The following is a 25,259-nucleotide window of genomic DNA, read 5'->3' as shown; positions in this document are numbered from 1 at the left end:
TTGGGCATCGGCCACAGACATTGCTACTGCTTGATCGAGTTGGTTTGATACCAAGAAACTCGCAAGGAGAGGCAGATGCGTTTTTCCGGCTTGCGCGTCCTGAAAGAGGGCCTGACCGGCAACAAGGGCTGGACACCGCATTGGCGCGATCCAGAGCCCAAATCTGAATATGATATTGTCATCATCGGTGGCGGCGGACATGGTCTCAGCACAGCTTATTATCTCGCCAAAGAACACGGCCTGCGAAATGTCGCTGTGCTGGAAAAAGGCTATATCGGCGGCGGCAATGTCGGGCGCAACACCACCATTGTGCGGGCAAACTATTTTCTGCAGGGAAATTCAGAGTTTTACTCGCATTCCCTAAAGTTGTGGGAAGGGCTTGAGGAGGACCTGAACTACAACGTCATGCATTCACAGCGCGGGACCATCAACCTGTTCCATTCCGACGGGCAGCGCGATGCCGCGGCGCGACGTGGCAATATGATGATCAGTCAAGGTGATGACGCGATCCTTCTGGAACGCGATGCGCTGAAGGAAATGCTGCCTTTTCTGAACTACGATGACCTCCGCTTTCCTCTTTATGGGGGGCTTTATCACCCGCGCGGTGGGACAGCGCGGCATGATGCGGTGGCCTGGGGATACGCGCGCGGGGCGGATCAGCGCGGTGTCGATCTGATCCAGAATTGCGAAGTAACCGGCATCGATGTCGAAAACGGTGCTGTGAAAGGTGTTCAGACCTCGCGCGGGCCGATCCGGGCGAAAAAGGTGGCGATGGTGGCTGCGGGGCGGTCCGGTCAGGTGGCGGCGATGGCGGGGATGCGATTGCCGATTGAAAGCCACGTTTTGCAGGCATTTGTGACCGAGGGGCTAAAGCCCTGCCTGGATCATGTTGTGACCTTTGGCATGGGGCATTTCTATATCAGCCAGTCCGACAAGGGTGGTCTGGTCTTTGGCGGTGATCTGGATTTCTACGCCTCTTACGCCGCGCGGGGCAACCTGCCCACGGTCGAAAGCGTGATGGAGGCCGGGATGGCCTTGATGCCGATGATCGGCAAGGCGCGCGTGTTGCGGTCCTGGGGCGGGATCATGGATATGTCGCCTGATGGCTCTCCGATCATCGACCGGACGGATATTGACGGACTCTACCTGAACTGCGGCTGGAACTATGGCGGGTTCAAAGCCGTTCCTGGGTCGGGGAATGTGTTTGCCCATCTGATCGCGACGGATCAGTACCATGAGAATGCAACTGGTTTCCGGTTAGATCGCTTCCGAACCGGGCGTGGGATTATCGATGAAGAGGGCAAGGGCTCTCAGCACAATCTGCATTGAGGGTGGCGATGTCGGTTTCGAGTATTTTTGAAAAGATGAAGCAGGGAATGCTGTCATGAGGATCACCTGTCCGTATTGCGGCGAACGGGATCGCCGTGAGTTTTACTATCGCGGTGCGGCGGTCGATCTGGAGCGTCCATCACCTGATGCGGGTGAGGAGGCTTGGGATAGTTTCGTGTATTTGCGCGACAACCCCGCCGGTCCAACCCGCGAACTGTGGCGCCACGAAAGCGGCTGCGGGGCCTGGGTCGTAGTGACCCGCGATACCACGACGCATGAGATTTTGGGCTCAGAACCCACATCCGAGGTGAGCGCATGAGGGTTGCAGGCAAGGGGCTGATTGACCGGTCGGAAACTGTTGCGTTCCACTTTGACGGCGTGCGCTATGAGGGGTTCCGGGGCGATACGCTGGCCTCGGCCCTGTTGGCCAATGATGTGCGTCTGATGGGGCGGTCCTTCAAATATCATCGCCCGCGCGGCGTGTTGACGGCAGGCAGTGAAGAGCCCAACGCGCTGGTGACGGTTGGGCAAGGTGCTGCGCAAGAGCCAAATGTGCGCGCCACGATGCAGGAAATCTATCCGGGTCTGGAGGCGCGCAGTCAAAATCGCTGGCCCAGCCTTGGTTTTGATGTGATGGCAGTGAATGACCTCGTGGCTCCGTTCTTGGGGGCGGGGTTTTATTACAAGACCTTCATGTGGCCCAAGAGCTTTTGGGAAAGGCTCTATGAGCCGGTGATCCGTCGCGCGGCGGGTTTGGGAGCGTTGTCGGGTGAAGATAACGCGGACAAATACGAAAGCGCGTATGCGTTTTGCGATCTGCTGGTGATAGGCGCGGGTCCGGCTGGCCTTATGGCTGCGCTGATGGCGGCACGCGCAGGTGCAGACATCATCCTGGCTGATGAGAATGCGCAGATGGGCGGGCGGTTACTGGCCGAGACCTATGAGGTCGATGGCAAGCCGGGTCATGTTTGGGTGGACGAGGTTTTGGCAGAGTTGCGTGCGATGGAAAACGTGCGCCTTATGACGCGGACAACCGTGGCCGGGGCATATGATCAGGGGACTTTTGCCGCGCTAGAGCGGGTATTGCACCACTCCGGCGAGCGCCCGACGGGCGGTGCGCTTGAGACCTATTGGCGGATCGTGGCGAAGGCTTCGGTTCTGGCGGCTGGCGCATTGGAGCGACCCGTAGCATTTCGCGACAATGACCGACCGGGGATCATGACAGCGGGGGCCGTGCGGGCCTATCTGAATCGCTGGGGCGTCAGCCCCGGGCGCAACGTGACCATCTTTGGCAACAATGACGGCGTTCATCGTACCGCGCGGGATTTGCTTCAGGCCGGAGTTCACGTCGCGGCCGTGATCGACAGTCGCCATGATGCGCCGCTGTCGGACGATTATCAGGTTCTTCGCGGCGCGCAAGTCTGTGGCAGCAGTGGTCGCAAAGTATTGGAATCAATCACAATTCGACGCACAAGTGGCGAGGAGAAAATCCAGACAGATTGTCTTGCGATGACAGGTGGATGGAACCCGTCAGCCCATCTGACATGCCACATGAATGGGCGTCCGACATGGCGGCGTGACATCGAAGCCTTCGTGCCGACCCCCGGCGCAATTCCTGGCATGGTCTTGGCCGGGGCATGCAACGGAACATTCTCCACCGTGGGATGTTTGCAAGAGGGCGCGGCCGCAGCGGAGGGCGTGCTTTCCGACCTCGGCTTCAAAGCACCCGCCACAGCGATACCGCAATCGGATGACACGCCTTATGAGATATCGCAGCTTTGGGCTGTTCCCGGCAAAGGCCGCGCCTGGCTGGATTTTCAGAATGATGTGACCGTCAAGGATGTGAAACAGGCTGCGACCGAGAATTTCCGTTCGGTCGAGCATATGAAACGGTACACCACCCAGGGCATGGCGACGGATCAGGGCAAGAACTCGAACGTCGCGGCCTTGGCGATTCTTGCGGACGCGACGGGGCGCGGCATTCCCGAAACCGGAACCACCACGTTTCGCCCGCCTTATTCACCTATTGCCATCGCCGCTTTGGGGGCAGGGGCCGAGGGACAAGGATTCAAACCGCAACGGTTCGCAACGTCGCACAATGCATCGGTCAAGCGACGCGCGCCGATGATCGAAGCCGGGCTTTGGTACCGTCCCAGCTACTTCCCGCGCGATGGGGAAACCACATGGCGGCAATCCTGCGATCGAGAGGTCAATATGGTGCGGCAGGCCGTGGGGATCTGCGATGTCTCAACACTGGGGAAGATCGACATTCAGGGCCCGGACGCGGGCGCGTTTCTGGATTTCGTCTATACCAACATGTTCTCGACCCTAAAAGTGGGCCGAACTCGGTATGGCCTGATGCTGCGCGAAGATGGCTATGTCATGGATGATGGCACGACGGCGCGGTTGGCTGAGCATCACTTTGTTATGACAACCACAACTGCGGGTGCGGGTGACGTGATGAAGCACCTTGAATTCGTGCGGCAAGGTCTGCGCCCTGATCTGGATGTCTCGATCGCATCGGTGACCGAGCAATGGACGCAGTTTGCGGTGGCCGGCCCCAAATCTCGCGAATTGCTGAATGATCTGGTGGATACGTCCATCGACGACGAAAGCTGGCCCTTCATGGCCTGCGGTCCGATTGACGTTCTGGGCGTCCAGGGGCGTCTGTTCCGGATATCGTTCTCGGGCGAGCATGCGTATGAGATCGCGGTCCCCGCGCGCTATGGCGCCAGCCTGTTCGACATCCTGACCGAAAGAGCCGAGGCGCTGGGCGGCGGTCTTTACGGGATGGAGGCTTTGAATGTTCTGCGGATCGAAAAAGGGTTTATCACCCATGCTGAGATCCACGGGCGCACCACGGCCTATGACATTGGTATGGGCCGGATGGTTTCGCAGAAAAAGGACTGTATCGGCAAAACCATGTCACAGCGTCCGGGGCTGGAAGAGCCGGGGCGCGAGCGTTTGGTCGGGCTGAAACCAATCGGCGAAAGCAGGCAGCTTTTGGCTGGCGCGCATCTTTACAAGGAAGAGGCAGATCCTGTGCGCGTCAACAATCAGGGCTATCTGACCTCGGTCTGTTTTTCGCCAACGCTGGACATGATGCTGGGGCTTGGTTTTCTGGCGGACGGGCCGGACAGGTACGGGGAAGTCGTCAAGATGGTGGATCATTTGCGCGGGGTGATCACCCTTTGCGAGGTGGTGAATCCAGTCTTCTTTGACGCAGACGGAGAGCGCGTTCGTGGATAGTCTAACTGCCAAATCACCACTACAGGGCTTGGTTCCGGTCAGGATCGGCTCTTTGACGATCACCGAAGAGCAGGTCGGGGCGATCCATCTGGTGTCTCCGTTCAAAGGCCAGCACGAGGCGGTGTCGAAAATGATGACATCAGCTCATGGCATGGCGTTTCCAGCAGCCAATCGGGCGACCGGCAAGTCTGACGCTCGAGCGATCTGGTTTGGTCCGGACCAGGCATTGTTGCTTGGGCCGAAACCGGATGACAAGTTGTCCGGTCTTGCCGCAATTGTGGACCAATCCGACGCCTGGGCAGTTGCCCGCGTCGAAGGGGACGGGGTCGAGGATATGCTGGCCCGGCTGGTACCAATCGACCTGCGGCGTGCGGTTTTCAAACGGGGCCATACGGCGCGAACGCTGGTCTTTCACATGACGGCTTCGATCACCCGTGTTGGCGACAATGCCTTTCAGATCATGGTGTTCCGTTCGATGGCTCAGACATTGGTTCACGATTTGAAAAGGGCGATGGAAGGCGTCGCCGCGCGCGGCTAAACTGCGCTGAAAGAAACGAATCCCCGGGAGAACCCCATGTTGCGTATCGCCATCGTTGCGGCCTTGCTGGCCAGTCCTGTGGCTGCTCAGGAAACCAAGGAACAAAGCTGCCAATACCAGGCCGATGTGGTGGCAGCGATCCAACAGGCGCGCTTGGACCGCGTCAAGGAACGTGACGTGCCGCAGGCCGTCGCTGACAGTGGCCCGACATGGCCCGAAAATTACAACGCCGCTGTCCCGCTGATCACCCCTTGGGTCTATGAGCAAAAGATGCGCGACGTGCGCAAAAAGGATTTGGGCGCGGCGTGGCTGGAGCTGTGCTTGCAGCAATAATCCACAGCTCACGCATTTCCCTGTGGACAACCGCGCGTCATCCCCTTGGCGCGCGTTTTCATTTCTGGCAGGTTTGACCTATGTCTTTGCCCCCCGGATTTCTGGACGAATTGCGCACCCGCCTCAGCCTGTCTCAGGTCGTTGGGCGCAAGGTCATGTGGGATCAGCGAAAATCCAATCAGGGCAAGGGGGACATGTGGGCGCCGTGCCCGTTCCACCACGAAAAGACCGCCTCGTTCCATGTCGATGACCAAAAGGGATTCTACTATTGCTTTGGCTGTCACGCCAAAGGGGATGCGATTTCGTTTGTGAAAGAGACCGAAAATGTCTCATTCATCGAAGCGGTCGAGATTTTGGCGCGTGAGGCCGGAATGCCCATGCCCGCGCGTGATCCCAAGGCGCAGGAGAAACAGGACCGTCGGTCGCAACTGGCCGAAGTTATGGAACAGGCGGTGCAATTCTTCCGCCTGCAGCTCAAGACCGGGGCAGGGGCCGCGGCGCGCGATTATCTGGCTGGGCGAGGTCTGGATGCGAAGGCGCTGGACCGGTGGGAGATCGGCTTTGCCCCTGACGGTTGGCAGATGTTGTGGGATCATCTGACCGGCAAGAACGTGGCCGAAGACCTGATCCTTGGGGCCGGGTTGGCCAAGCCCTCGAACAAGGGAAAGAAGCCCTATGACACGTTCCGCAACCGGATCATGTATCCGATCCGCGACCCGCGCGGGCGATGCATTGCGTTTGGTGGTCGCGCGATGGACCCGAATGACAACGCAAAATACTTGAACTCACCCGAGACGGAATTGTTCGACAAGGGTCGCAGCCTCTATAACCACGGTCCCGCAAGGCAGGCGGCGGGGAAAGGGCAGCCTTTGGTCGTGGCCGAGGGCTATATGGACGTGATCGCTCTGGCCGAGGCCGGGTTCGGCGCGTCGGTTGCTCCGCTGGGAACGGCGATTACCGAGCATCAGTTGCAATTGCTCTGGCGGATCTCGGATGAACCGATCATCGCACTGGATGGGGATACTGCCGGTTTGCGTGCGGCGATGCGGGCCGTAGATCTGGCTTTGCCACTGCTGGAGGCGGGCAAATCTCTGCGCTTTGCGCTGATGCCCGAGGGTAAGGATCCAGATGACCTGCTGCGTGCCGAAGGGGCGGGGGCTGTGCAAGCAGTTCTGGACGGTGCCATCCCGATGGTCAAACTTCTCTGGCAGCGCGAGACCGAAGGCAAGGTCTTCGACAGCCCCGAACGTAAAGCAGCCTTGGAACAAGCGTTCAACGTCAAAACGGCGACGATTCGCGATGGTGCCATTCGCTCTCACTACGAAAAGGAAATCAAAGACCTTTGTTGGCAACTGTTCCGCCCGCAGCGTCAGCCGCAGAACCGTCAGTGGCAGCCCCGCGGCAAATGGCAACCGCAAGCGCAGCCAGCTACGCCGGGCGCGCGGAGCTCGTTCCTGGCGTCGTCGGAAACCGCAGATATTCAACTGCGCGAGGCGGCCATTCTGGCAATCGCGATTCTGAACCCCGCCGTTGTTGTGCAGTTCGAGCATCAATTAGAGGAAATGGATTGCCATGATCCCGATCACGCGGCCCTGCGCCATGCGATCTTGCGGCACGCAATCGACGATCCCGATAACCTGCGGGATCATATCGAGCAAAATTTGGGACCGGAGCCTCTTGAAAAGCTGCTGGCCCTTCGCCATGTCGCGGTGATCCCCTGTGTGCACAAACCGGGCGACGTCGAAAAGGCCGAGATGACACTGGCCGAGGAACTCGCAAAGATCAAAGCGGCCCGGGGGTTGGATGCCGAGGTTGCCGAAGCGACGGAAGAACAACTGTCCGATCTGGCTGATGAAGCGCTGACATATCGGCTGGCGCAAGCCGCCGAAGAGCGAAATCGTACAAGTCGCAGCCAGAATGAGGACAAGGCCGTTTTCGATGTCGCCGACAATGGCGCGCGAATCAACCGAGACGAGAAAGACGCGTTTGAGGCAATCATGTCGGGTATCAATTTTGAGAGGAAACGCCGCTAAAGTGGTGTTTTCGTAAGGCACTGGAAAAGAAAAACAGGTAAACGGGTGGCCGAATCAGTTTCACGCGCTAATGATTCGGCTCTAACGAATCACCCATCCCTGCAGGAGCATTGAATGGCCGCCAAGGATACGAACGAAGACCGCAAATCCGAAGAGCAGGAACAGGAAATCTCGCTGGACATGAGCCAGGCCCAGGTCAAGAAGATGATCGCCGAGGCCCGCGAGAAAGGCTACATCACCTACGACCAGCTCAATCAGGTGCTTCCACCTGATCAGGTCAGTTCGGAACAGATCGAAGATGTTATGTCGATGCTGTCCGAGATGGGCATCAACATCATCGAAGATGAAGAGGCCGAAGAGGAAGAGAACAAAGGCTCGACCGAACTGGTCACGACCGAAGGCCCGCGCGAAGTGGCTCTGGCCGGTGCCCAGACCGAAAAGCTTGACCGCACGGACGATCCAGTGCGCATGTATCTGCGCGAGATGGGCAGCGTCGAACTGCTGAGCCGCGAAGGCGAGATTGCCATCGCCAAGCGGATCGAGGCCGGGCGCAACACTATGATCGCCGGTCTGTGCGAAAGCCCGCTGACCTTCCAGGCGATCACGATCTGGCACGACGAACTTTTGTCCGAAGACATTCTGCTGCGCGATGTCATCGATCTGGAAACCACCTTTGGCAACCAGATGGACGAAGACGGCGACGTGCAGGAGCCCGTTGTCGACACGTCGAACGTTCAGGCGGCCAAGCCGGAAAAGGACACCGGTCCCGAACTGGATGCGGATGGCAATCCGATTGCCAACGATGATGACGATGACGAGGACGATCAGGCCAACATGTCGCTGGCCGCGATGGAAGCGGCCCTGAAGGATCAGGTCCTGACTACGCTAGAACGCATCTCCACCGATTTTGCGATGCTCAGCGAAATGCAGGACAGCCGGATTTCGGCCACGCTGAACGAGGACGGCTCGTTCAGTGAAAAGGATGAGGCGACCTATCAGAAGCTGCGCGCCGAAATCGTCGAGCTTGTGAATGGTCTGCATCTTCACAACAACCGGATTGAGGCTCTTATCGACCAGCTCTACGGCATCAACCGGCGCGTCATGTCGCTGGACAGCTCGATGGTCAAGCTGGCGGATCAGGCGCGCATCAACCGTCGCGAATTCATTGACGCTTATCGCGGGCGCGAGTTGGATCCCAACTGGTTGTCCGAGATGGCTGAAAAGCCGGGCCGCGGTTGGCAGATGTTCATCGAACGCTCGACCGACAAGGTCGAGGAATTGCGCGCCGAGATGGCTCAGGTCGGGCAATATGTGGGCCTCGACATCCCCGAATTCCGCCGCATCGTGCAACAGGTGCAAAAGGGCGAGAAAGAAGCGCGGCAAGCCAAGAAGGAAATGGTCGAGGCCAACCTGCGTCTGGTGATCTCGATCGCCAAGAAATACACGAACCGCGGCCTGCAATTCCTTGATCTTATTCAGGAAGGCAACATCGGCCTGATGAAGGCGGTGGACAAGTTCGAATACCGCCGTGGTTATAAATTCTCGACCTATGCGACCTGGTGGATCCGTCAGGCGATCACGCGCTCGATTGCGGATCAGGCGCGCACCATCCGTATTCCGGTGCATATGATCGAAACGATCAACAAGTTGGTCCGGACCGGTCGTCAGATGTTGCACGAAATCGGCCGCGAGCCGACGCCGGAAGAACTGGCGGAAAAGCTGCAAATGCCGCTTGAGAAGGTTCGCAAGGTGATGAAGATCGCCAAGGAACCGATCAGCCTTGAGACACCGATTGGTGACGAAGAAGACAGCCAACTAGGTGATTTCATCGAGGACAAGAATGCCGTGCTGCCGCTGGACAGCGCCATTCAGGAGAACCTCAAGGAAACCACGACGCGGGTTCTGGCCTCGCTCACCCCGCGTGAGGAACGTGTGCTGCGGATGCGCTTCGGCATCGGTATGAACACCGACCATACACTGGAAGAAGTCGGCCAGCAGTTCAGCGTGACGCGTGAACGTATCCGACAGATCGAAGCGAAGGCCCTGCGCAAGCTAAAGCACCCCAGCCGATCACGAAAGCTGCGGTCCTTCCTGGACCAGTAAAGACAAAGGCGCCCCGGTTCGAGGCGCCTTTTTTCTTGGCGGGTTCACGTTGTCAGAACTTCAATTCAAATTGGCGAGAACTCACAAGGCGCGCACGGCAAAGCTTTCTATATCGCCTGTGTCCACTCATGGGACAGGCCGGGGTGAGGTGTCCCCACTGACGACCCCCGGCCGCTCTCACCCCTGTTGCAGCGGATGCGCGACCCGACTGCGAAACGCGCTTGGGGCCTGACCTGTCCAGCGTTTGAACGCGGTCGAAAACGCTGCCTGATCGGCATATCCCAGTGAGAACGAAATCTCTGACAGGTTCATACCGTTCTTGATGAAGGTCTGCGCAAGATCGCAACGCAGGTCTTCGACAATCTCGCGATAGCTTGTCCCTTCATCTGCCAATCTGCGGGCCAATGTTCGCGGGCTGAGACCGAGTTCGGCGGCAACCTCATCGTTTTGGATGATACCGCCGGGCAGGGAGCGGGTGATCAACCCTTCGACTTGTCCTTTGGTTTTCAACTTTGGCGATTGCCTCTCGGCCAGCAGGCGTTCGCCATATTCCAGCAGATGCGCGCGCAGGCTTGGGTCATAGGTCGGAACAGGAAGCTCAAGCGACGGCAGTGACAGGATAATCTCCAGCCGTTCGGTGGCAAACTCGACCGGAAACCCACCCAGTTTTCGAAAAGCCGGCGCGTGGTGTCCGACTTCGTGCTGAAACCGGATTTGAAGGGGATTGACCTCAACCTGCGTCAGCGCCCGCATTCGGGCGATGGCGGCAAACATCAGAAACTCGGTACGGCGGTGATAGCGCGAGAAGCTCGGATCTTTCCAATCCGCCTCAAGCGAAGCCGAGTTTCCCGAAACCCGGAAATTGAACGCAAGCGACGGGTCGATGATGCCGTGAAACCGGCTTGTGTTCTCCATCACCTGTCGCAAATCGCGCGAATACTTGCTGATATAGGCCGTTACGCTGGAGGCAGACCGAAATCCAAGCCCGGCCTGTGCGCCAAACGTGATGTCGTTGACCGCGTCGCAGGCATGACGCACGAACAAGGCTTCGCTATGGGCGCTGAACTGCGTTGCTGGCGGTGCGATATCTGATCGGTTCAAACCGCTGTCGCGCAGCACCTGATCCACCAAAGCAGGATCGCTGGTGCCGGCTTCCAGCGTTTTCATCAAGAGGTTCAGCCTTCCAATACCGACGCCCATTGGCCCGCCCTGCTGTCACGGTAGTGGCAGACAGAATACCTGCAAACCGCTGCAATCTGCCAGCATTTGTTGCACCCGGCCGAAATTGGCAGAAGGGCGCAAGGAAATGGCAAACTATTGAAAGAATGTTAACGACTCGACGGCTAACTGTATCGTGCTGTCGGGTTGGTGCCTTTAGGGGATGAGGTCAGAGCCTGGAAGGCCGGAATACCAAAACCGGTTCAAAAGGTTCCCCGGCACGCAATATCCTGTGGAAATTGCATGCGGATATTTTTGTCGCATTGAAGCATGCGCACCCCTGTGCGAGCGTTTGGCAGTGATCTCAAATCTGTTTCCGGACCGTGTCAAACGAAACCCAAACCCATGCCGACCTTATCGTTTTTGACGGTGAATGCGTGCTGTGTTCGGGGTTCTTTCGCTTCATGCTGCGTCATGACACGGCAGGCCGGTTCCAATTTGCCACCGCGCAATCGCCCTTGGGGCAGCGCCTGTATCGCAGTCTGGGCCTGAACCCCAACGAATATGAGACAAATCTGGTTGTTCTGGGTGGCACACCCTATCAGCGGCTGGATGCGTTTGCGGCTGCCATGCGGGGTCTTTCAGGCGGCTGGAGGGTGTTGGCCGTTTGCCGATTTCTGCCGAAAGCGCTCAAGGACCCGCTCTACAATCTGATCGCCCGAAACCGGTATGCGTTTTTTGGTCGTCGAGAGGAATGTCTGGTTCCGGATGAACATCTTCGCTCAAGATTTGCGCATGACGGCTTCTGAACCGGGCGGAGATCCGTTCTTGCAGGCCTTGGGGCGCGTCGCGCACCTGCCTGAAGCGATAAAGGTGCTGCATTCCAGACCTGCCACCCACGCGGGATTGTGTGACATAGAAAGGGGCAAGGGCCTTTTGCTTGCACTCATTTTGGCAATCGGGCGCTTCCCGCCTTCGGGCGTCGGCATCCCGGTCACATTAAAAACCAAGCAAGAGGATGTATTCTGGTACTGGGATCGCGATTTTGCGGGCCACAGGACACGGTCAAAGCTGAGCTTTGATGCTCGGAATGGGTGTGTGTGCGAAACGCTGGGCGGTCTTTGCATCTGGTTGCAACCAGACCTTGTCGGCGACAAATTACGCATTCAGATCAAAAAGCTAACCGTCCTTGGCGTGCCTTGCCCGCGGATTTTCCTGCCACAATCGGCCACGGTTGAATGGCAGGACGAAACCGGACGATACCGATTTGACGTTTCCGCAAAGGTGCCCATCCTAGGACAGCTGATCCGCTATCAGGGATGGTTGACGCCAGATCACTCGCAAGCTGGCGATGCATGAATTGATCGTGAGGCGGTATGTTCCGTCTTGCCGCGCACACTAGGTTCCATCTCAGGTCGAAGAAGGAAGGTTTTATCGATGAAGCAGGTAATCAAGTATACAACAATCGCCCTGATAGCGTTGGGCGCATCCTCGGCAAGTGCGGCCCCCAACGGCTTTCAGTCCATGGGCATTAACGCCACTGATTTCGAAGTGATTCCGCGTGCGCGGAAAGACATCGACGGGTATTGGTGCGCCGCCGCAGATTTCGCCCGCAGGTCCCTTGGGGCGGGTTGGCAGCAGCGCATCTATGTTTTGCGCGGATATGGACCCAGCGTCACAACCGGGCGCAAAACGGCCGTGCAGTTCACGCTGGACGCGCCCGCAAACGCCGCACAACAGAGCAGCTTTTCAGTTTCCAGTTTTCAGCCTGGGCAAAGCATGTCTGTACAAGGTGCGAATGGTCGGTGTAATCGTCGTCAGATCTTCAACTGATCATTGACGGTACGGATTGCAGACTGAGTTTTTGATTTCGACCTCTGGGGCGGGACTCTATGAGTTCACCGCCCCTGTTGCTGAATGGGTGCAGCAGACAAACAGCAGCGGGCTGCTGACCTTGTTCGTGCGTCACACGTCCTGTTCGCTGCTGATCCAGGAAAATGCGGACCCCGAGGTGCAGACAGACCTGCAGGCGTTCTTTGCCCGTTTGGTGCCGCCTTCTGATCATCCTTCGATGTCCTATCTGCGGCACACATATGAGGGGCCGGACGATATGCCAGCCCATATCAAGGCGGCGATGATGCCCGTTTCCCTGTCGGTCCCGGTGTCAGCGGGTCAGATGATGCTGGGCACGTGGCAAGGTCTTTATGTCTTTGAACATCGCAGCGCGCCACACCAGCGTAAGGTGGTCGCGCATCTAAGGTGACCCCTTTATCTAGCGGTGAAATTTTCCGGCTACCCAAATCCTAGCGGCTGCCCTATAGTTGTGGATAAGTAGGCCACAGCGCTTACAACAAGAGGCGGAAATAGGGACGAGGAGACGGCGGATGCGCTGCCCGTTTTGCGGAAATATCGATACTCAGGTCAAGGATTCACGCCCGGCAGAGGATCACGTCGCGATCCGCAGACGTCGTTTTTGCCCGGCATGCGGCGGCCGTTTCACCACATATGAACGGGTGCAACTGCGCGATCTGGTGGTGATCAAGACAAACGGCAAGCGCGAAGATTTCGACCGCGACAAGCTTGAGCGGTCCATTCGTATCTCGATGCAGAAACGCCCGATCGAACCAGATCGGATCGATCAAATGATCTCGGGCATCGTGCGTCGGCTGGAAAGCATGGGCGAGACGGATATCCCGTCCAACAAAATCGGCGAGATCGTCATGGAAGCTCTGGCCCGGATCGACACGGTCGCTTATGTTCGCTTTGCGAGTGTGTACAAGAACTTCCAGGCGGCCGATGATTTCGAGGAATTTGTCCACGAACTGCGCCCGCCGCAGCCATCTACGGACGAGTGAAACAAACAGATACGCGATACATGGCGCTGGCCCTGTCTTTGGGGCGGCGCGGCCAAGGTACGTGCTGGCCCAACCCGGCCGTCGGTTGCGTAATCGTGCGCGACGGGCGGATTGTTGGCCGCGGCTGGACGCAGCCGGGCGGCAGGCCACACGCCGAACCCGTTGCCCTGGCGCAGGCAGGTGAACTGGCGCGTGGGGCAACGGCCTATGTCTCGCTTGAGCCATGCTCTCATCACGGAAAGACGCCGCCTTGCGCGCAGGCGCTTATCGATGCTGGCGTGGCACGGGTTGTCTCGGCCATCGAAGACAGCGACCCCCGGGTGGCAGGCCAGGGTTTCGCCATGCTGCGCGAGGCCGGGATTGACGTCACCACGGGTGTTCTGACCGAAGAAGCCGCGCTGGATCACGAGGGGTTCTTTCTGAAAACCGAACAGGGCCGGCCCTTTGTGACGCTGAAACTGGCCAGCAGTTTCGACGGGCGGATTGCAACGGAAACCGGGCACAGCAAGTGGATTACCGGGCCGGAGGCACGGCGTCTGGTGCACGGGATGCGCGCGCGCCACGATGCGGTGATGGTTGGGGCCGGAACGGCGCGGGCGGATGATCCGTCGCTGACAGTTCGCGATCTTGGTATTCCGCATCAGCCCGTGCGCCTTGTGGTATCACGTCACCTGGATTTGCCGCTGCTGGGGCAGCTTGCGCGAACGGCTTCGGAGGTGCCCGTTTGGCTATGTCATGGCCCGCACCCGGATACCGAGCGTGTCTGTGCGTGGGAGGGGTTGGGCGCTCGCCTGGTCCCATGTGCCCTGGACGGCCACCGGATTGATGCCGCTGATCTGTTGCAACAGCTGGGGCAAGCCGGATTGACCCGGGTGTTCTGCGAAGGCGGTTCGGCCTTGGCGGCGTCGCTTTTGGCCGCGGATCTGGTCGATGAACTGGTTGGATTTACCGCAGGCGTGGCTATTGGGGCCGAAGGTCTGCCTGCCATCGGGGCGCTTGGGCTGGACAGTCTGGACCATGCGTCGCGCTTTGACCTGATCGAGGCGCGCAATGTCGGCGGCGATGTACTGCACCGTTGGGGCCGCGTTACGGCCTAAAGATCAACGCCAAAGCCGGGCATGTGTGGCCAGCGCGCCTTGCAACTTGGACAGCAGCCGGTTGACAGGTCCCGAAGGGTAAGGTTCGGCGCTGGACAAACGCTCTGCAGCCACTTCGACCGGACAGGGCGCACCGGTCATCGGATCAATGTAGCGTGGGTAATCGATCAATGCGGCATGGGCCAATCCCAGCACTGACGGACGTGCTCCGCGCCGTGCGGGAAGCACGCCCAGATCTGTCGTCAGGCCCCACCCGGCATAAAACGGCGCGCCCAGAGTTGTCACTTTCACACCACGCAAAAGCGCCTCAAACCCCAAAAGCGAGGTCATTGTCCAGACCTCATTGACCTGCGCAAGCAGTTGCGCGGGATTGGCGTTCGTGACCACGACATCCGCCAGATCGGAGGCGTCGATCTTGCCTTCTCGCAACCCGGCCTCGACATCCGGGTGTGGCTTATAGATCAGGATTGCGTCTGGTTTGGCCTCGCGCACGGCATGCAGCAAATCCAGATTGGTCCGGACCGTTCCACACCCGAGTTGAACCGAGGCGTCGTCCTCGACTTGTCCCGGTACAAGAATGCGATGACCTTGTGGCAATTCCGGCGCGTCGCCACCGACATTGTACTTGCTCAAGCCGCCTGTTGTCAGGCGCGTGATCAGACGTTCGGCCCTGAGCTGTTGATCGGGTCGTAAAACCTCGCGCGCGGCGATCCATTCTTCCAGTCGGCTTGGCCGTGTCGGGTCGTAATAGATGCCAAGATCGTCCATTGCCAGCGACAGCGGCGGGACAAGCTCGGCCCCCAATCCGCGCGACCGCAGAAATCCGTCTTCGATCCGGATTACGTCTTGCGCATCGCCGGCGCGCCGCGCCCAAACCATATGAGGGCGGTCGGGGTTCGCAGGCGCATTCTCGACAAAACGCAGTTTTTCATAGCGTCCGTACATGCGCTGCAAATGCTTGCGCTTCCAGACACGCATTCCCGAGGCCGTCCACCCTTTGCGATCTTCGCGCCAAGCCCGCGTTTGGGCCTCAAGCGTGTCCAGCACTGTTTCAATCTCGCACAGTTGGTCGCCGAAGGGGTCGTACCATGTAGGGTAGAGGATTATGGAGACCGCAAACAGCTGCGCGCGCGTCAGGTTGCGCTGTCTGCGGGGCAGGGGCGCCTCGTCCTGTGTTAGGCCCCAACCGGCATAGAATGGTTGCCCGAACACGCGCGGTTTGTGGCCGGCAAAAATGGCCTCAAACCCCAATTGCGACGACAGCGTATAAACGCCAACCGCGCCTTCCAGCAGGACCCACGGACTGATCGGGTCGGCATAAATCGAAACCCGATCGCTGATGTCCTGGTCCGAGAAGAACCCCCGCCGGTGGCCCGCAAGCGTCTCGGGGTGGGTTTTGATCAGAACCCGCGCGCCGGGGTTTTCCTCTTGCGCGATGACGAGCATTTCACGAAACCGCGCGAGGTCTCCGCCATTGGCCGTGACCGAGGCATCGCCCCGTGTCTGGTCGACAACCAGCACATACCCGGGCTCTGGCGGGGCGATATCGGGATCAAAGCCTGAATATTTGGTCAGCTGAAGCTCTCGCATACGCTCAATCGCGCCGCGCGCGCGGTTGAGCAGGGCGGTATCGTCCAATGGATGCGTGGCCAGCAACTCTTCCAGCCGCGAAGGTTTGGAAGGATCGAAGTGGACGCCCTGCGCGTCGAGCAGCAAACCAAGCGGGGCCTCTCCGTCACGGCCCGGATGCAAGGACCTGAGAAACGCATCCTCAACCCGCAGCACCCCGGCACCGTGTTTTTCTGCCATCCGCAGGCCGCGGTGGGCGGTTGGGCTGTTACCCCAGACACCAACCATGTCGTCCGTGCGCGGGATACCAAGTTTTATGTCATAGCCGGACAGCGACAGAATGCGACGCAGCCTTTTTTGCGTCAGAAACCCGCCATTGTAGACGAACAGGCGGTGACGGGCACCGCCGGTTTCGGTGGTCGGTTGCACGCGTCAGCCACCTGTCAGGGTGGCCACATTGGCGACCGGTGTCAGGCCGCCTGCAATCAGCGAAATGGATTTCGTCCACTGCGCATAAGGCGCTTCGGTCACATAGATCGTGTCATCATCGCGTATGACGAAATCACGGGCGATGAACAGGCCATTTGGGGCAGTCAGGTTCAGCAGGTAGATCATGCGCTGTTCGCCCTGCAGATCCGCACGACCCATGACGTTGCGGGCGACATCCTGGCGTTCGTTGCGCAAGACGAAAATGCCTGTGGGATCCGATGAAACCGACTGCAAACCGCCGACTTGGGCCAAAGCCTCAAGCGCAGAGAGGTCCTGGCTTTCGAAAGCGACACGCGATTGACCGCCCGTTGCGCCCAGTGCGATGTAGGACCGGCTGTCTTCCTCAACAAGAATGCGATCGCCGCCGCGCAGCGCGATATCGGTCTGCGGTGAGCGGAACAGGTCGTTGTACCAGACCGTCCCCTTTTGCCCATTACGGATCACGGTCACCAGCGCGATATCAGTTGGAACCGTGACACCCCCCGCTTGCGCCAGCATGCCCGACAAGGTGCGGGTCGGGCGTTCGATGGGGTAAACCCCGGCTGCACCGATGGTGCCGGTCAGCGACACGGTTGATCCGTCGCCAGCCACGCGGCGCACCTGCACCTGTGGGTCCGGGGTCTGTTCCTGCAGTTTTTCCGAGATCAGAGTGCGCAGCTGTTCCGGTGTATTGCCCGCCGCCCGCAAACGCCCGGCATAGGGCACAAAGATATACCCGTCGCTGTCCACCTGCACCTGGTCCAGATTGGTTGCCCCGCCCAGTTCCGAGCTGAGCAGACCATCCTCGACGTTTTCCCAAATCGTCAGGCCCAGCACGTCACCGGGGCGCACTGTGTCGGAGGTCAGGCTTTGCGCGCTGCGGAAAGACTGGGAAAACCCGAACTGAGGAACCACTGCCGTTGCCTTGGTCACCCGGTCGTCAACCTCGACCACAAAAGCATTGCCGCCATTCACCGTCGATCCGGCCAAAATCTCGGTCTTGTTTGGTCCCGCCTTGGGAAGCTGGCACGCCGCCAGCAGGCCAAGGGCAACCACCAGGGCACCCCGTTTGATCCATCGAGTTGGAATGCGCTTCACTGCCGATATACCTCAGTTAGATTTGTTTCCGGGATACTAGAGCGTTCATGCGCAAATCGCCAGTCGCAGCTTGCATCATTTACCGCACGATTTTCAGGTGCTGCTCATCGGTTTCAGGATGGTTCAGAACCGCTTGATAGGGATCTTTTTCCGACAGCATCATATCGACCGCCCGCCGCAACAATTGGCGCCGTCCGCGCCGTGAATAAAATCCGCCGGGAACCTGGCTGGTATCCAACAGGAACTCTCGGTACGCCTTATAGGCTGTGCTGTCGGGTGGGCTGGGATCGGCGAAGAAGGCTTCAATCGGTTGCTGCGACACAAACTCGGGCTTGTCATAAACCGATTGCCCGAAGACCCGCAGCGGAATGCCCCGCCACAACACCTGTTGACCAGCTGTCGAGTTGACAGTGACGGCTGAGTTCGCCTGATCCAGCAGCTTGGCCAGTTTGCCACCCGGCACATAGTGAACCCTGTCGGCAATACCATTGTCCTTTGCCATCTGGTACACGAGATGCCGCAAGGGCTCTCGGTGATTTTCAAGCGGGTGTTCCTTGACCACCAAACGGTGGTGGGCAGGCGCCCCCTTAGCAAACCCTTTGATGACAGGTTTGAGAAAATCGGACATGCCCGAGAACTTGGAATGCGCCTGTACCGAGCTGTCGTGACCCAATTGCAGCAGCACAAGATGATACGGGAAGCCACCCGCGCGGACCCGGGCGGTCGCCCAGATTCGCTGCAACCAATGGATCGGCATCAGACACAGACGCTTGAAATAAAGCCTGAACTCTTTTGATACCGGCAGCTCGCGATGAGGCTGAAAGTTGCGATAGGGCCTGTTCAGAAACAGAACGAACCAATGGTAGAGCGCTCCGTAAAAGATATGCTGCTTCATGTCGCCCCAATGCGATGGAGGCGGTTGTTCATGCGTCTCGGCCTGTTCCAGCGCAGATCGCATCTGATCAACGCTCAGCGACATCAGGCGGGAATGCCCGTTCGAGCCCCCCCTTTCATACGTAACCCACCAGGGACGCAGATAGCCTTCTTCAAAAACATGAACGCTAAGCCCACGAGACTTTGCGACTTTTACCGCTGTCGCGTGAATCGGTCGGGTATCCCCATAGAGAACGATGTCGGTAATCGCGTGCTCATCCAGGATACCGTTCAACTTGGCTGTCCAGTCTTCAGGCTTGCCACGAAACGCGACATACGTCGCTTTGTTGCGCCAAAAGACCTGATCGCCGGCGTTGAACCCGACGCGCAAGACCTTTGCCCCAGCGGCGCGCAGCATCCCGCCCAAGGCATGGAAAAATGGCCCGTGAGGCCCCTGCAGAAACAAGAAACTGCGGTTGTCATTTGGGTGCGCTGATCGGGCCATGGTTGCCTTTTGGGTCTGCTTTTTCTTTTTTCCCGCCGAAATTATGCCTGTTTGCCGCGATCCCGGCAAGCTGGGGCTTGTCGGATGGGCCATGGGCCTTTACCTCGGCTTTTGAACCTAGTCTGCGAGAGTTAACGAAATGTTCACCGGCATCGTCACCGATATTGGAACCGTCACCAAGCTGGACCAGCAGGGCGATTTGCGCGCACGGATTGAAACCGCCTATGACACCAGCGCGGTTGATATCGGGGCCTCGATCGCCAGTGACGGAGTTTGCTTGACGGTTATCGATCTGGGACCGGATTGGTACGACGTGCAGATCAGCGCCGAGACCGTCGCCAAAACCAATCTCGACAGCTGGGTGATTGGCAAAAAGCTCAACCTCGAACGGGCTTTGAAGGTGGGGGACGAGTTGGGTGGCCATATCGTGTCCGGTCACGTCGACGGCGTTGCCGAGGTGGTCGCGGTCAAGGACGAAGGCGACAGCACACGCGTCACGCTGCGCGCGCCGCAAGATCTGGCGCGCTTTATCGCGCCGAAGGGTTCGGTGGCGTTGAACGGCACATCGCTGACCGTCAACGAAGTCGATGGATGTGACTTTGGCATCAATTTCATCCCGCATACCAAAGAGGTCACGACCTGGGGTAGTGTCGGTGTCGGCGATCGGGTCAACCTTGAAATCGACACTCTCGCGCGATATGTGGCGCGACTGGCCGAGATGTCCTGACCCTCAGGTGGACGGCCCAAAGCGGGCCGTCAACTTTTTGGCAATCCACCAGAAGATCAGCGCCAGGGCAATGGATGCATAGCCGTCGATGGCGTAGTGCCAGGCAAGGTGAACCGAACCAAGCAATATGACACCGGCAAAGGCGGTCAGCGCCCAGCCAATCGCTTTGGAATAGGTAAACCCATAAAGAGCCAGCAACACGCTTGATGCGACATGCATGCTGGGCATTGCTGAAATTCCGTTCACAGGACCGTCGTTGAAATGCCCGTCCAATAGCATCTGATGCCATTCAAGAGCCCAAACGGGGCTGATCGTATGCGACTGCTGAAGCAGTTCCAGTTGTGGGGCAAAGTCGCCTCCGAACCCGAATGCCTGATAGAACACCGGGCCTACCGAGGCAAAGATCATTGCCAGCAGGTTGCCACCAACCGCCCAACACAATGCGAACGCCACCAGAAACACGGTGCATCTGTCCGGGTCGCGGCGATCAAGGCAAGCCAAACAAACCGCCAGATAGATCAAGGCAAACCATCCGTGATAGGCTGCGTTGATGGCGGTCGTCACATAGGGCGAGCCCAGAACCGGCCACAGCAGGGTCCAAGCGTCATGCCCCCCGTGAATGACCCGGTCAATATGTGCAAACAGCGGATCCCAAGAATAGTCATTCACCAGCGGGATAAGATCTTTGAGGAAGGTGAATGTCACAATCAGGACAATCACGCCGCAAAATGCAATGAGAATGTCTGCGGTTCTGTCCCGATCAGCAAGCATGGACTTCAAGTCCTCGATCATCCATTGAATCGGCTTTTTGGGCTTTTCCCTGAACATGGCGACCCCAAGCCGCCACAAAAGATAGTTCGCGGCTATGAACATGGATAGGGTTTTGAAAACGCCCAAAATCTTGGGTGCGGTTGATGCCCAGTAAGACTGCCCAAGATAAGCACTCAGGGCGAGGCCGATAAGCGCGTAGACACAAATGATCGAAACCAGCAGCCTGTTGCGCCTGAGCGCTCTGACAAGAACAGGTTGGGAGCCGGCTATGTCTGTAGAATACGTCACGTGTTGCTGTGTCTCGCGATCGATAGAACCCGGCTGTTTCCATGCACGCAGTCTGCGGCATCTGCGGGGCTTGAATGCGGCAATTTGTGGACAAAGCCGCTCTGATGCAACCGAGTGTCTGGGTTGGGTAAACAATACACGACCTGTCCAGCGTCTTCAAAATTGCTTTACAGTCTGGCCAACGGGGCGGCTGTGGTCTATTCCGCCATGCAAACACGCTCAGTGAAAGGCTGCCCCATGAGCTTTGAAACCCCAGGCCCGGTCGAAGCCCAGTTGCGCAATGCGATCAGCCCTATCGAAGAGATCATCGAAGAGGCCCGCAAAGGCCGTATGTACATCCTTGTCGATCACGAAGATCGCGAGAATGAGGGGGACCTGGTGATCGCCGCCGAGTTCGCGGATGCGGAGGCCATAAACTTCATGGCAACCCACGGCCGTGGATTGATCTGTTTGCCCATGACGGCCGAACGGGTCGACAACCTGGGTCTGCCGATGATGGCCGTGAACAACTCATCCCGCCATGAAACGGCGTTTACCGTTTCGATTGAGGCGCGTGAGGGGGTCTCGACCGGTATTTCGGCTGCGGACCGGGCATTGACCGTTGCCACCGCCATCAACGAACAGAACACGATGGCACAAATCGCAACGCCGGGGCACGTCTTTCCGTTACGCGCCAAGCGGGGCGGGGTGCTGGTGCGTGCCGGGCACACCGAAGCTGCGGTGGATATCTCGCGCCTTGCGGGCCTGAACCCCTCGGGCGTGATCTGCGAGATCATGAAACAGGACGGCACCATGGCACGTCTGCCGGATTTGGTCGAATTCGCGCAAGAGCACGATATGAAGATCGGCACCATCAGCGACCTGATCGCCTATCGTTCGCGCAATGACAACCTTGTGGTCGAGACCTCGCGCGAGGTGGTGACCTCGGAATATGGTGGTGATTGGGAGATGCGGATTTTCACCGATCAGACCCATGGCATCGAACATGTAGTGATGATCAAAGGGGACATCACGACGCCGGAACCGGTGCTGACACGCACGCACGCCCTGCACGAAGCGCCGGATATTCTGGGGCTTGGTCCGAAATCCTCGCGCGAGTTGCCGCGGGCGATGGAAAAGATCGCCGAAGAGGGGCGCGGTGTGGTCTGCCTGTTCCGCCAGCCGCGCAACTCGCTTTACGCGCTTGAGGACGAGGGGCCGCGCACGATCAAGCAAACCGGTCTGGGGGCACAGATCCTATCCAAGATGGGCGTGCAGGAGTTGATATTGCTGACCGATTCACCGGAAACCGTATATCTCGGGCTCGATGCCTTTGGCCTGTCCATCGTCGGAACCCGCGCGATCCTGGGAGAGGACTGATTATGGCTGAACAAGACAAACACGGCATTTTGCCAACGCCGAACTTCGATGCGCCAGTCAAGCTGCTGATCGTGGCTGCGCCGTTTTATCGGACCATCGCAGACAACCTGATCGCAGGGGCCAAGGCCGAGATCGAAGCCGCGGGCGGGACCTGCGAAGTGGTCGAAGTGCCCGGCGCGCTTGAGATTCCCACCGCAATCGCCATGGCCGACCGTCAGTGCAATTTCGACGGCTATGTCGCGCTGGGTTGCGTCATTCGCGGCGAGACCACGCACTATGAAACGGTGTGCAACGATTCCAGCCGAGCGATCCAGTTAATGGGCCTTCAGGGCTTGTTGATCGGCAACGGCATCCTGACCGTCGAGAATGACGAACAGGCCGAGGTCCGTGCAAATCCCGAAAAGATGAATAAAGGAGGCGGGGCGGCGGCTGCGGCCTTGCATCTGATCGCGCTCAGCCGTAAGTGGGGCTCTTCCAAAAAGGGCGTGGGCTTCAAGCCGCCGTCCGAGTCCATCCTTGTGGCGGGCGACAGCAACGGACCCACGACAGCATGACCCAGACCGACGCGCCGAAACCGGCCAACCAGAAACGCCTGATGAAATCCGCCGCCCGGCTCTATGCCGTGCAGGCGCTGTTCCAGATGGAGCAATCGGGCCAGACGACCGAAGCGGTCGTGACCGAGTTTCTGGATCACCGGTTTGGCGCTGTCTATGAGGGCGAAGAAATGCTGGACGGCGATATCAGCGTCTTCCGCAATCTGGTCGATAATGCGGTGAACTATCAGGCCCCCATCGACCAGATGACTGACCGTGCGTTGGTGGCCAAATGGCCGATCGCGCGGATTGACCCGACGCTGCGCGCCTTGTTTCGTGCCGCAGGCGCGGAATTGTCGCAATCGGACACACCGCCCAAAGTGGTCATCACCGAATTTGTCGATGTGGCGCGCGCCTTCTTCCCCGAAGGCAAAGAGCCGAAATTCGTCAACGCGGTTCTGGATCACATGGCGCGTGAGGCCAAGCCCGAGGCGTTCTGACACGTTTACCCGGATCAAGTATGCGCTAAACTAGATGTATCAGCGCAATGAGGTTCGCCATGCCCAAACTGATCCGCCTTTATATCACGCAAGTTGCCTGGGGATTTGTCATCTCGGCCCTTTTTGTCGGGGTGCTGCTGGCCCTGAACGTCGCCAACCTGCGGCACCTCATCACGACCTCGGAAATCGGATTGATCGCGCTGCTGATGATCTGGTTCATGAACGGCATCGTTTTTGCCGGGGTGCAATTTGCCTACGCGATCATGAGCATGGCGGAAAAACCCAACCGCCCGCGTGGTGGCACCCCCGTGGCACATGGGCTCAAGCCTGCGCCGGTCAAGCAAGAGGCACGCGCAGGGCGCTGAAATATCAGTGAAAAATGTGGCGGGACCACCAGTCAACCGTGGGGCTTTGATTCCCGAGGACCTGTATATACAGGTGGGCGCCAGGTAATCAGGCCAGGACCTGAACAGAGCCAGCTCCCTCGGAATTGCTTAAGGCCACCGGAATGCTGCCTATCACGAGAAGGGCAGAACCCGCCACAGGCCTAAGTAGGGCGTCGGGCGGGTTCGCACAAGGGGTTTCGTCGACGGATCAGGCGTCCTCGGTTTGGTGCAACGCGGTGCGCATCTTGCCGAGATGCTCGTCCCAACCATTGTCCAGCGCCAGGATCAGGCCAAAGGCCTCTGCACCTTGGGGCAATCCTTCGTGCATCAAGCTCAGCTGTGTTCCGCCGTCGACCGGATTCAGTGTCCATTTGACCACACTGACGGCGTCGCCCATCGGCTTTATCGTGAACGTGTATTCCAGATATTCAGGCCGCCGTGCTTCGCGCACTTCGCCCCAGATCAGCAGATCTCCACTGGTGGTGCCGAACATCTCAAGCTTTTGACCCTCGACCAGCGGGCGCTGCGGTTTGTGAAACCATTCCGCTAGCCGATCTGGTTCTGTCAGATAGTCCCAGACCGTGTCCGGCGCGGCGCGAAGATAGATGGTTTTCTGCAAAACAGCTTTGGTCATGTTCTTGGTCCTTCAATCGCTTTCTTAAGGTCGGCAAGACGATCATCCCAGAAACGGTCAAAATAGCTGAGCCAGTCCAGAACAGGGGCCATGCCCTTGGGTTCAAGTCGGTTGATGCGTTCGCGACCCTTGGCCTCGACAGTGATCAGGCCACCGTCTGACAGCACCGTCAGATGCTTTTTGACGGCGGCGCGCGTCATGTCGAACCGGTCCGTCAGTTGACCGATGGTCATGTCTTGTGCGGCCAGCATTTGCACAATGTCCCGACGGGTTGGGTCGGCAAGGGCGCGGAACGCGTTTTGGGTTCGTGTCTCCATGGGGGACCTCTTTGAGATACCATTTGGTATCACATTAATGAAGTACCAAAAGGTATCATGTCAAGTTACTTGATTTTTGTTCACTAATTGTTCACATTCGCCACATGACACTTGATCTGCAACCCGGTCAAAAGCTTGCGCGCGGCGTGTCCCGTCATCTGTTGACCCATGGCTTTGTTTCTGTTGAGGAATTTGTCCCCGCACGCGGGCTGCGTGTGGACGTGATCGGGTTGGGCCCAAAGGCAGAGATTTGGGTGGTCGAATGCAAATCAAGCCGCGCCGATTTTCAGTCGGATTGCAAATGGCAGGGCTATCTTGAGTGGTGTGATCGATTCTTTTGGGCGGTAGATACAGATTTTCCGATAGAGCTCTTGCCGCCGGAAACAGGGCTGATCATGGCTGACGCCTATGATGCCGAAATCATTCGGATGGGCCCTGAAACCAAACTGGCGCCTGCGCGGCGCAAAAAGATGGTGCAGAAATTCGCAACCGACGCCGCCCGCAGGTTGCAGGCCTTGCGCGATCCCAGAATCTGA

General features: G+C 58.5%; 26 protein-coding genes. 19 read left to right on the top strand and 7 right to left on the bottom strand.

Annotated elements, in window-relative coordinates:
- The first annotated feature begins 75 nt into the window (after nucleotides 1–75).
- The 7 genes from ACR0AG_RS05610 (at nucleotide 76) to rpoD (ending at nucleotide 9,585) form a co-directional block, all read left to right on the top strand.
- Nucleotides 76–1,329, top strand: coding sequence for a sarcosine oxidase subunit beta family protein (locus ACR0AG_RS05610; protein WP_480837213.1), 1,254 nt, complete (start codon nucleotides 76–78; stop codon nucleotides 1,327–1,329).
- Between the two features lie 55 nt (nucleotides 1,330–1,384).
- Nucleotides 1,385–1,648, top strand: a complete 264-nt coding sequence (locus ACR0AG_RS05605; RefSeq protein ID WP_480837212.1) for a sarcosine oxidase subunit delta — start codon at nucleotides 1,385–1,387, stop codon at nucleotides 1,646–1,648.
- Nucleotides 1,645–4,578: a sarcosine oxidase subunit alpha family protein gene (locus tag ACR0AG_RS05600; RefSeq protein WP_480837210.1), complete on the top strand. Its 2,934-nt coding sequence runs from the start codon at nucleotides 1,645–1,647 to the stop codon at nucleotides 4,576–4,578. Before ACR0AG_RS05605 ends, ACR0AG_RS05600 begins: the two co-directional genes overlap by 4 nt.
- Complete coding sequence (locus tag ACR0AG_RS05595) at nucleotides 4,571–5,116, top strand: sarcosine oxidase subunit gamma (protein WP_480837208.1); 546 nt, start codon at nucleotides 4,571–4,573, stop codon at nucleotides 5,114–5,116. The genes ACR0AG_RS05600 and ACR0AG_RS05595 overlap by 8 nt, the downstream gene beginning before the upstream one ends.
- Before the next feature lie 36 nt (nucleotides 5,117–5,152).
- Nucleotides 5,153–5,449, top strand: a complete 297-nt coding sequence (locus ACR0AG_RS05590; RefSeq protein WP_480837207.1) for a hypothetical protein — start codon at nucleotides 5,153–5,155, stop codon at nucleotides 5,447–5,449.
- 80 nt (nucleotides 5,450–5,529) lie between these two features.
- A complete protein-coding gene (dnaG, locus tag ACR0AG_RS05585; protein WP_480837206.1) occupies nucleotides 5,530–7,482 on the top strand; it encodes a DNA primase in 1,953 nt (650 codons plus the stop codon).
- A gap of 114 nt (nucleotides 7,483–7,596) precedes the next feature.
- Nucleotides 7,597–9,585, top strand: coding sequence for an RNA polymerase sigma factor RpoD (gene rpoD / locus ACR0AG_RS05580; protein WP_480837204.1), 1,989 nt, complete (start codon nucleotides 7,597–7,599; stop codon nucleotides 9,583–9,585).
- Between the two features lie 177 nt (nucleotides 9,586–9,762).
- Here the strand turns inward: rpoD and ACR0AG_RS05575 are convergent, their stop codons facing one another.
- Complete coding sequence (locus tag ACR0AG_RS05575; RefSeq protein ID WP_480837202.1) at nucleotides 9,763–10,785, bottom strand: helix-turn-helix domain-containing protein; 1,023 nt, start codon at nucleotides 10,783–10,785, stop codon at nucleotides 9,763–9,765.
- A gap of 341 nt (nucleotides 10,786–11,126) precedes the next feature.
- Between ACR0AG_RS05575 and ACR0AG_RS05570 the strand changes: the two genes are divergently transcribed.
- From ACR0AG_RS05570 to ribD, 6 genes are all read left to right on the top strand, one after another.
- A complete protein-coding gene (locus ACR0AG_RS05570) occupies nucleotides 11,127–11,552 on the top strand; it encodes a thiol-disulfide oxidoreductase DCC family protein (protein ID WP_480837200.1) in 426 nt (141 codons plus the stop codon).
- The gene (locus ACR0AG_RS05565) at nucleotides 11,539–12,102 is read left to right on the top strand and encodes a DUF4166 domain-containing protein (RefSeq protein ID WP_480837198.1); all 564 of its coding nucleotides are present in this window, start codon (nucleotides 11,539–11,541) and stop codon (nucleotides 12,100–12,102) included. The genes ACR0AG_RS05570 and ACR0AG_RS05565 overlap by 14 nt, the downstream gene beginning before the upstream one ends.
- A gap of 78 nt (nucleotides 12,103–12,180) precedes the next feature.
- Entirely contained in the window at nucleotides 12,181–12,576 is a 396-nt protein-coding gene (locus tag ACR0AG_RS05560) for a hypothetical protein (RefSeq protein WP_480837196.1), read from the top strand.
- Between the two features lie 16 nt (nucleotides 12,577–12,592).
- Entirely contained in the window at nucleotides 12,593–13,006 is a 414-nt protein-coding gene (locus ACR0AG_RS05555; RefSeq protein WP_480837194.1) for a secondary thiamine-phosphate synthase enzyme YjbQ, read from the top strand.
- A 121-nt stretch (nucleotides 13,007–13,127) separates the two neighbouring features.
- Nucleotides 13,128–13,598 (top strand): transcriptional regulator NrdR, encoded by a 471-nt coding sequence (nrdR, locus tag ACR0AG_RS05550; RefSeq protein ID WP_170792101.1) that lies wholly within the window; start codon nucleotides 13,128–13,130, stop codon nucleotides 13,596–13,598.
- Nucleotides 13,595–14,695 carry a bifunctional diaminohydroxyphosphoribosylaminopyrimidine deaminase/5-amino-6-(5-phosphoribosylamino)uracil reductase RibD gene (gene ribD / locus ACR0AG_RS05545; RefSeq protein WP_480837193.1) on the top strand — a complete coding sequence of 367 codons (1,101 nt, stop codon included), beginning with the start codon at nucleotides 13,595–13,597 and terminating at the stop codon, nucleotides 14,693–14,695. Before nrdR ends, ribD begins: the two co-directional genes overlap by 4 nt.
- Before the next feature lie 3 nt (nucleotides 14,696–14,698).
- Here ribD and ACR0AG_RS05540 read toward each other — a convergent pair whose 3' ends face one another.
- The 3 genes from ACR0AG_RS05540 to ACR0AG_RS05530 all read right to left on the bottom strand — a co-directional run bounded on the left by ACR0AG_RS05540 (nucleotide 14,699) and on the right by ACR0AG_RS05530 (nucleotide 19,208).
- The gene (locus ACR0AG_RS05540) at nucleotides 14,699–16,693 is read right to left on the bottom strand and encodes a capsular polysaccharide biosynthesis protein (protein WP_480837191.1); all 1,995 of its coding nucleotides are present in this window, start codon (nucleotides 16,691–16,693) and stop codon (nucleotides 14,699–14,701) included.
- Nucleotides 16,694–16,696: 3 nt separating this feature from the next.
- Entirely contained in the window at nucleotides 16,697–17,830 is a 1,134-nt protein-coding gene (locus tag ACR0AG_RS05535) for a polysaccharide biosynthesis/export family protein (protein WP_480837189.1), read from the bottom strand.
- Between the two features lie 79 nt (nucleotides 17,831–17,909).
- A complete protein-coding gene (locus ACR0AG_RS05530; RefSeq protein ID WP_480837187.1) occupies nucleotides 17,910–19,208 on the bottom strand; it encodes a capsule biosynthesis protein in 1,299 nt (432 codons plus the stop codon).
- Between the two features lie 139 nt (nucleotides 19,209–19,347).
- Between ACR0AG_RS05530 and ACR0AG_RS05525 the strand changes: the two genes are divergently transcribed.
- Nucleotides 19,348–19,935, top strand: a complete 588-nt coding sequence (locus tag ACR0AG_RS05525) for a riboflavin synthase (RefSeq protein WP_480837185.1) — start codon at nucleotides 19,348–19,350, stop codon at nucleotides 19,933–19,935.
- A 3-nt stretch (nucleotides 19,936–19,938) separates the two neighbouring features.
- Here ACR0AG_RS05525 and ACR0AG_RS05520 read toward each other — a convergent pair whose 3' ends face one another.
- Nucleotides 19,939–20,808: a phosphatase PAP2 family protein gene (locus tag ACR0AG_RS05520; RefSeq protein ID WP_480837183.1), complete on the bottom strand. Its 870-nt coding sequence runs from the start codon at nucleotides 20,806–20,808 to the stop codon at nucleotides 19,939–19,941.
- Nucleotides 20,809–21,231: 423 nt separating this feature from the next.
- Between ACR0AG_RS05520 and ribB the strand changes: the two genes are divergently transcribed.
- The 4 genes from ribB to ACR0AG_RS05500 are packed head-to-tail and all read left to right on the top strand — an operon-like array spanning nucleotide 21,232 to nucleotide 23,751.
- Entirely contained in the window at nucleotides 21,232–22,353 is a 1,122-nt protein-coding gene (ribB, locus tag ACR0AG_RS05515) for a 3,4-dihydroxy-2-butanone-4-phosphate synthase (protein ID WP_480837182.1), read from the top strand.
- Between the two features lie 2 nt (nucleotides 22,354–22,355).
- Nucleotides 22,356–22,907 carry a 6,7-dimethyl-8-ribityllumazine synthase gene (locus tag ACR0AG_RS05510; protein WP_480837180.1) on the top strand — a complete coding sequence of 184 codons (552 nt, stop codon included), beginning with the start codon at nucleotides 22,356–22,358 and terminating at the stop codon, nucleotides 22,905–22,907.
- A complete protein-coding gene (gene nusB, locus ACR0AG_RS05505; protein ID WP_480837178.1) occupies nucleotides 22,904–23,386 on the top strand; it encodes a transcription antitermination factor NusB in 483 nt (160 codons plus the stop codon). The genes ACR0AG_RS05510 and nusB overlap by 4 nt, the downstream gene beginning before the upstream one ends.
- Before the next feature lie 59 nt (nucleotides 23,387–23,445).
- Entirely contained in the window at nucleotides 23,446–23,751 is a 306-nt protein-coding gene (locus ACR0AG_RS05500; protein ID WP_170717049.1) for a hypothetical protein, read from the top strand.
- Nucleotides 23,752–23,980: 229 nt separating this feature from the next.
- Here ACR0AG_RS05500 and ACR0AG_RS05495 read toward each other — a convergent pair whose 3' ends face one another.
- Both ACR0AG_RS05495 and ACR0AG_RS05490 read right to left on the bottom strand, forming a co-directional pair.
- Nucleotides 23,981–24,406 (bottom strand): SRPBCC family protein, encoded by a 426-nt coding sequence (locus ACR0AG_RS05495; protein WP_480837175.1) that lies wholly within the window; start codon nucleotides 24,404–24,406, stop codon nucleotides 23,981–23,983.
- Nucleotides 24,403–24,723, bottom strand: a complete 321-nt coding sequence (locus tag ACR0AG_RS05490; protein ID WP_480837173.1) for an ArsR/SmtB family transcription factor — start codon at nucleotides 24,721–24,723, stop codon at nucleotides 24,403–24,405. The genes ACR0AG_RS05495 and ACR0AG_RS05490 overlap by 4 nt, the downstream gene beginning before the upstream one ends.
- Nucleotides 24,724–24,827: 104 nt before the next feature.
- Here ACR0AG_RS05490 and ACR0AG_RS05485 point away from each other — a divergent pair, with 104 nt between their 5' ends.
- Nucleotides 24,828–25,259, top strand: coding sequence for an MmcB family DNA repair protein (locus ACR0AG_RS05485; protein WP_480837171.1), 432 nt, complete (start codon nucleotides 24,828–24,830; stop codon nucleotides 25,257–25,259).

The sequence above is a fragment of the Ruegeria sp. H6 genome, assembly GCF_056532975.1.
Note: the sequence above shows the minus strand (reverse complement) of the source record. Positions and strands in the feature narration are given on the sequence as shown.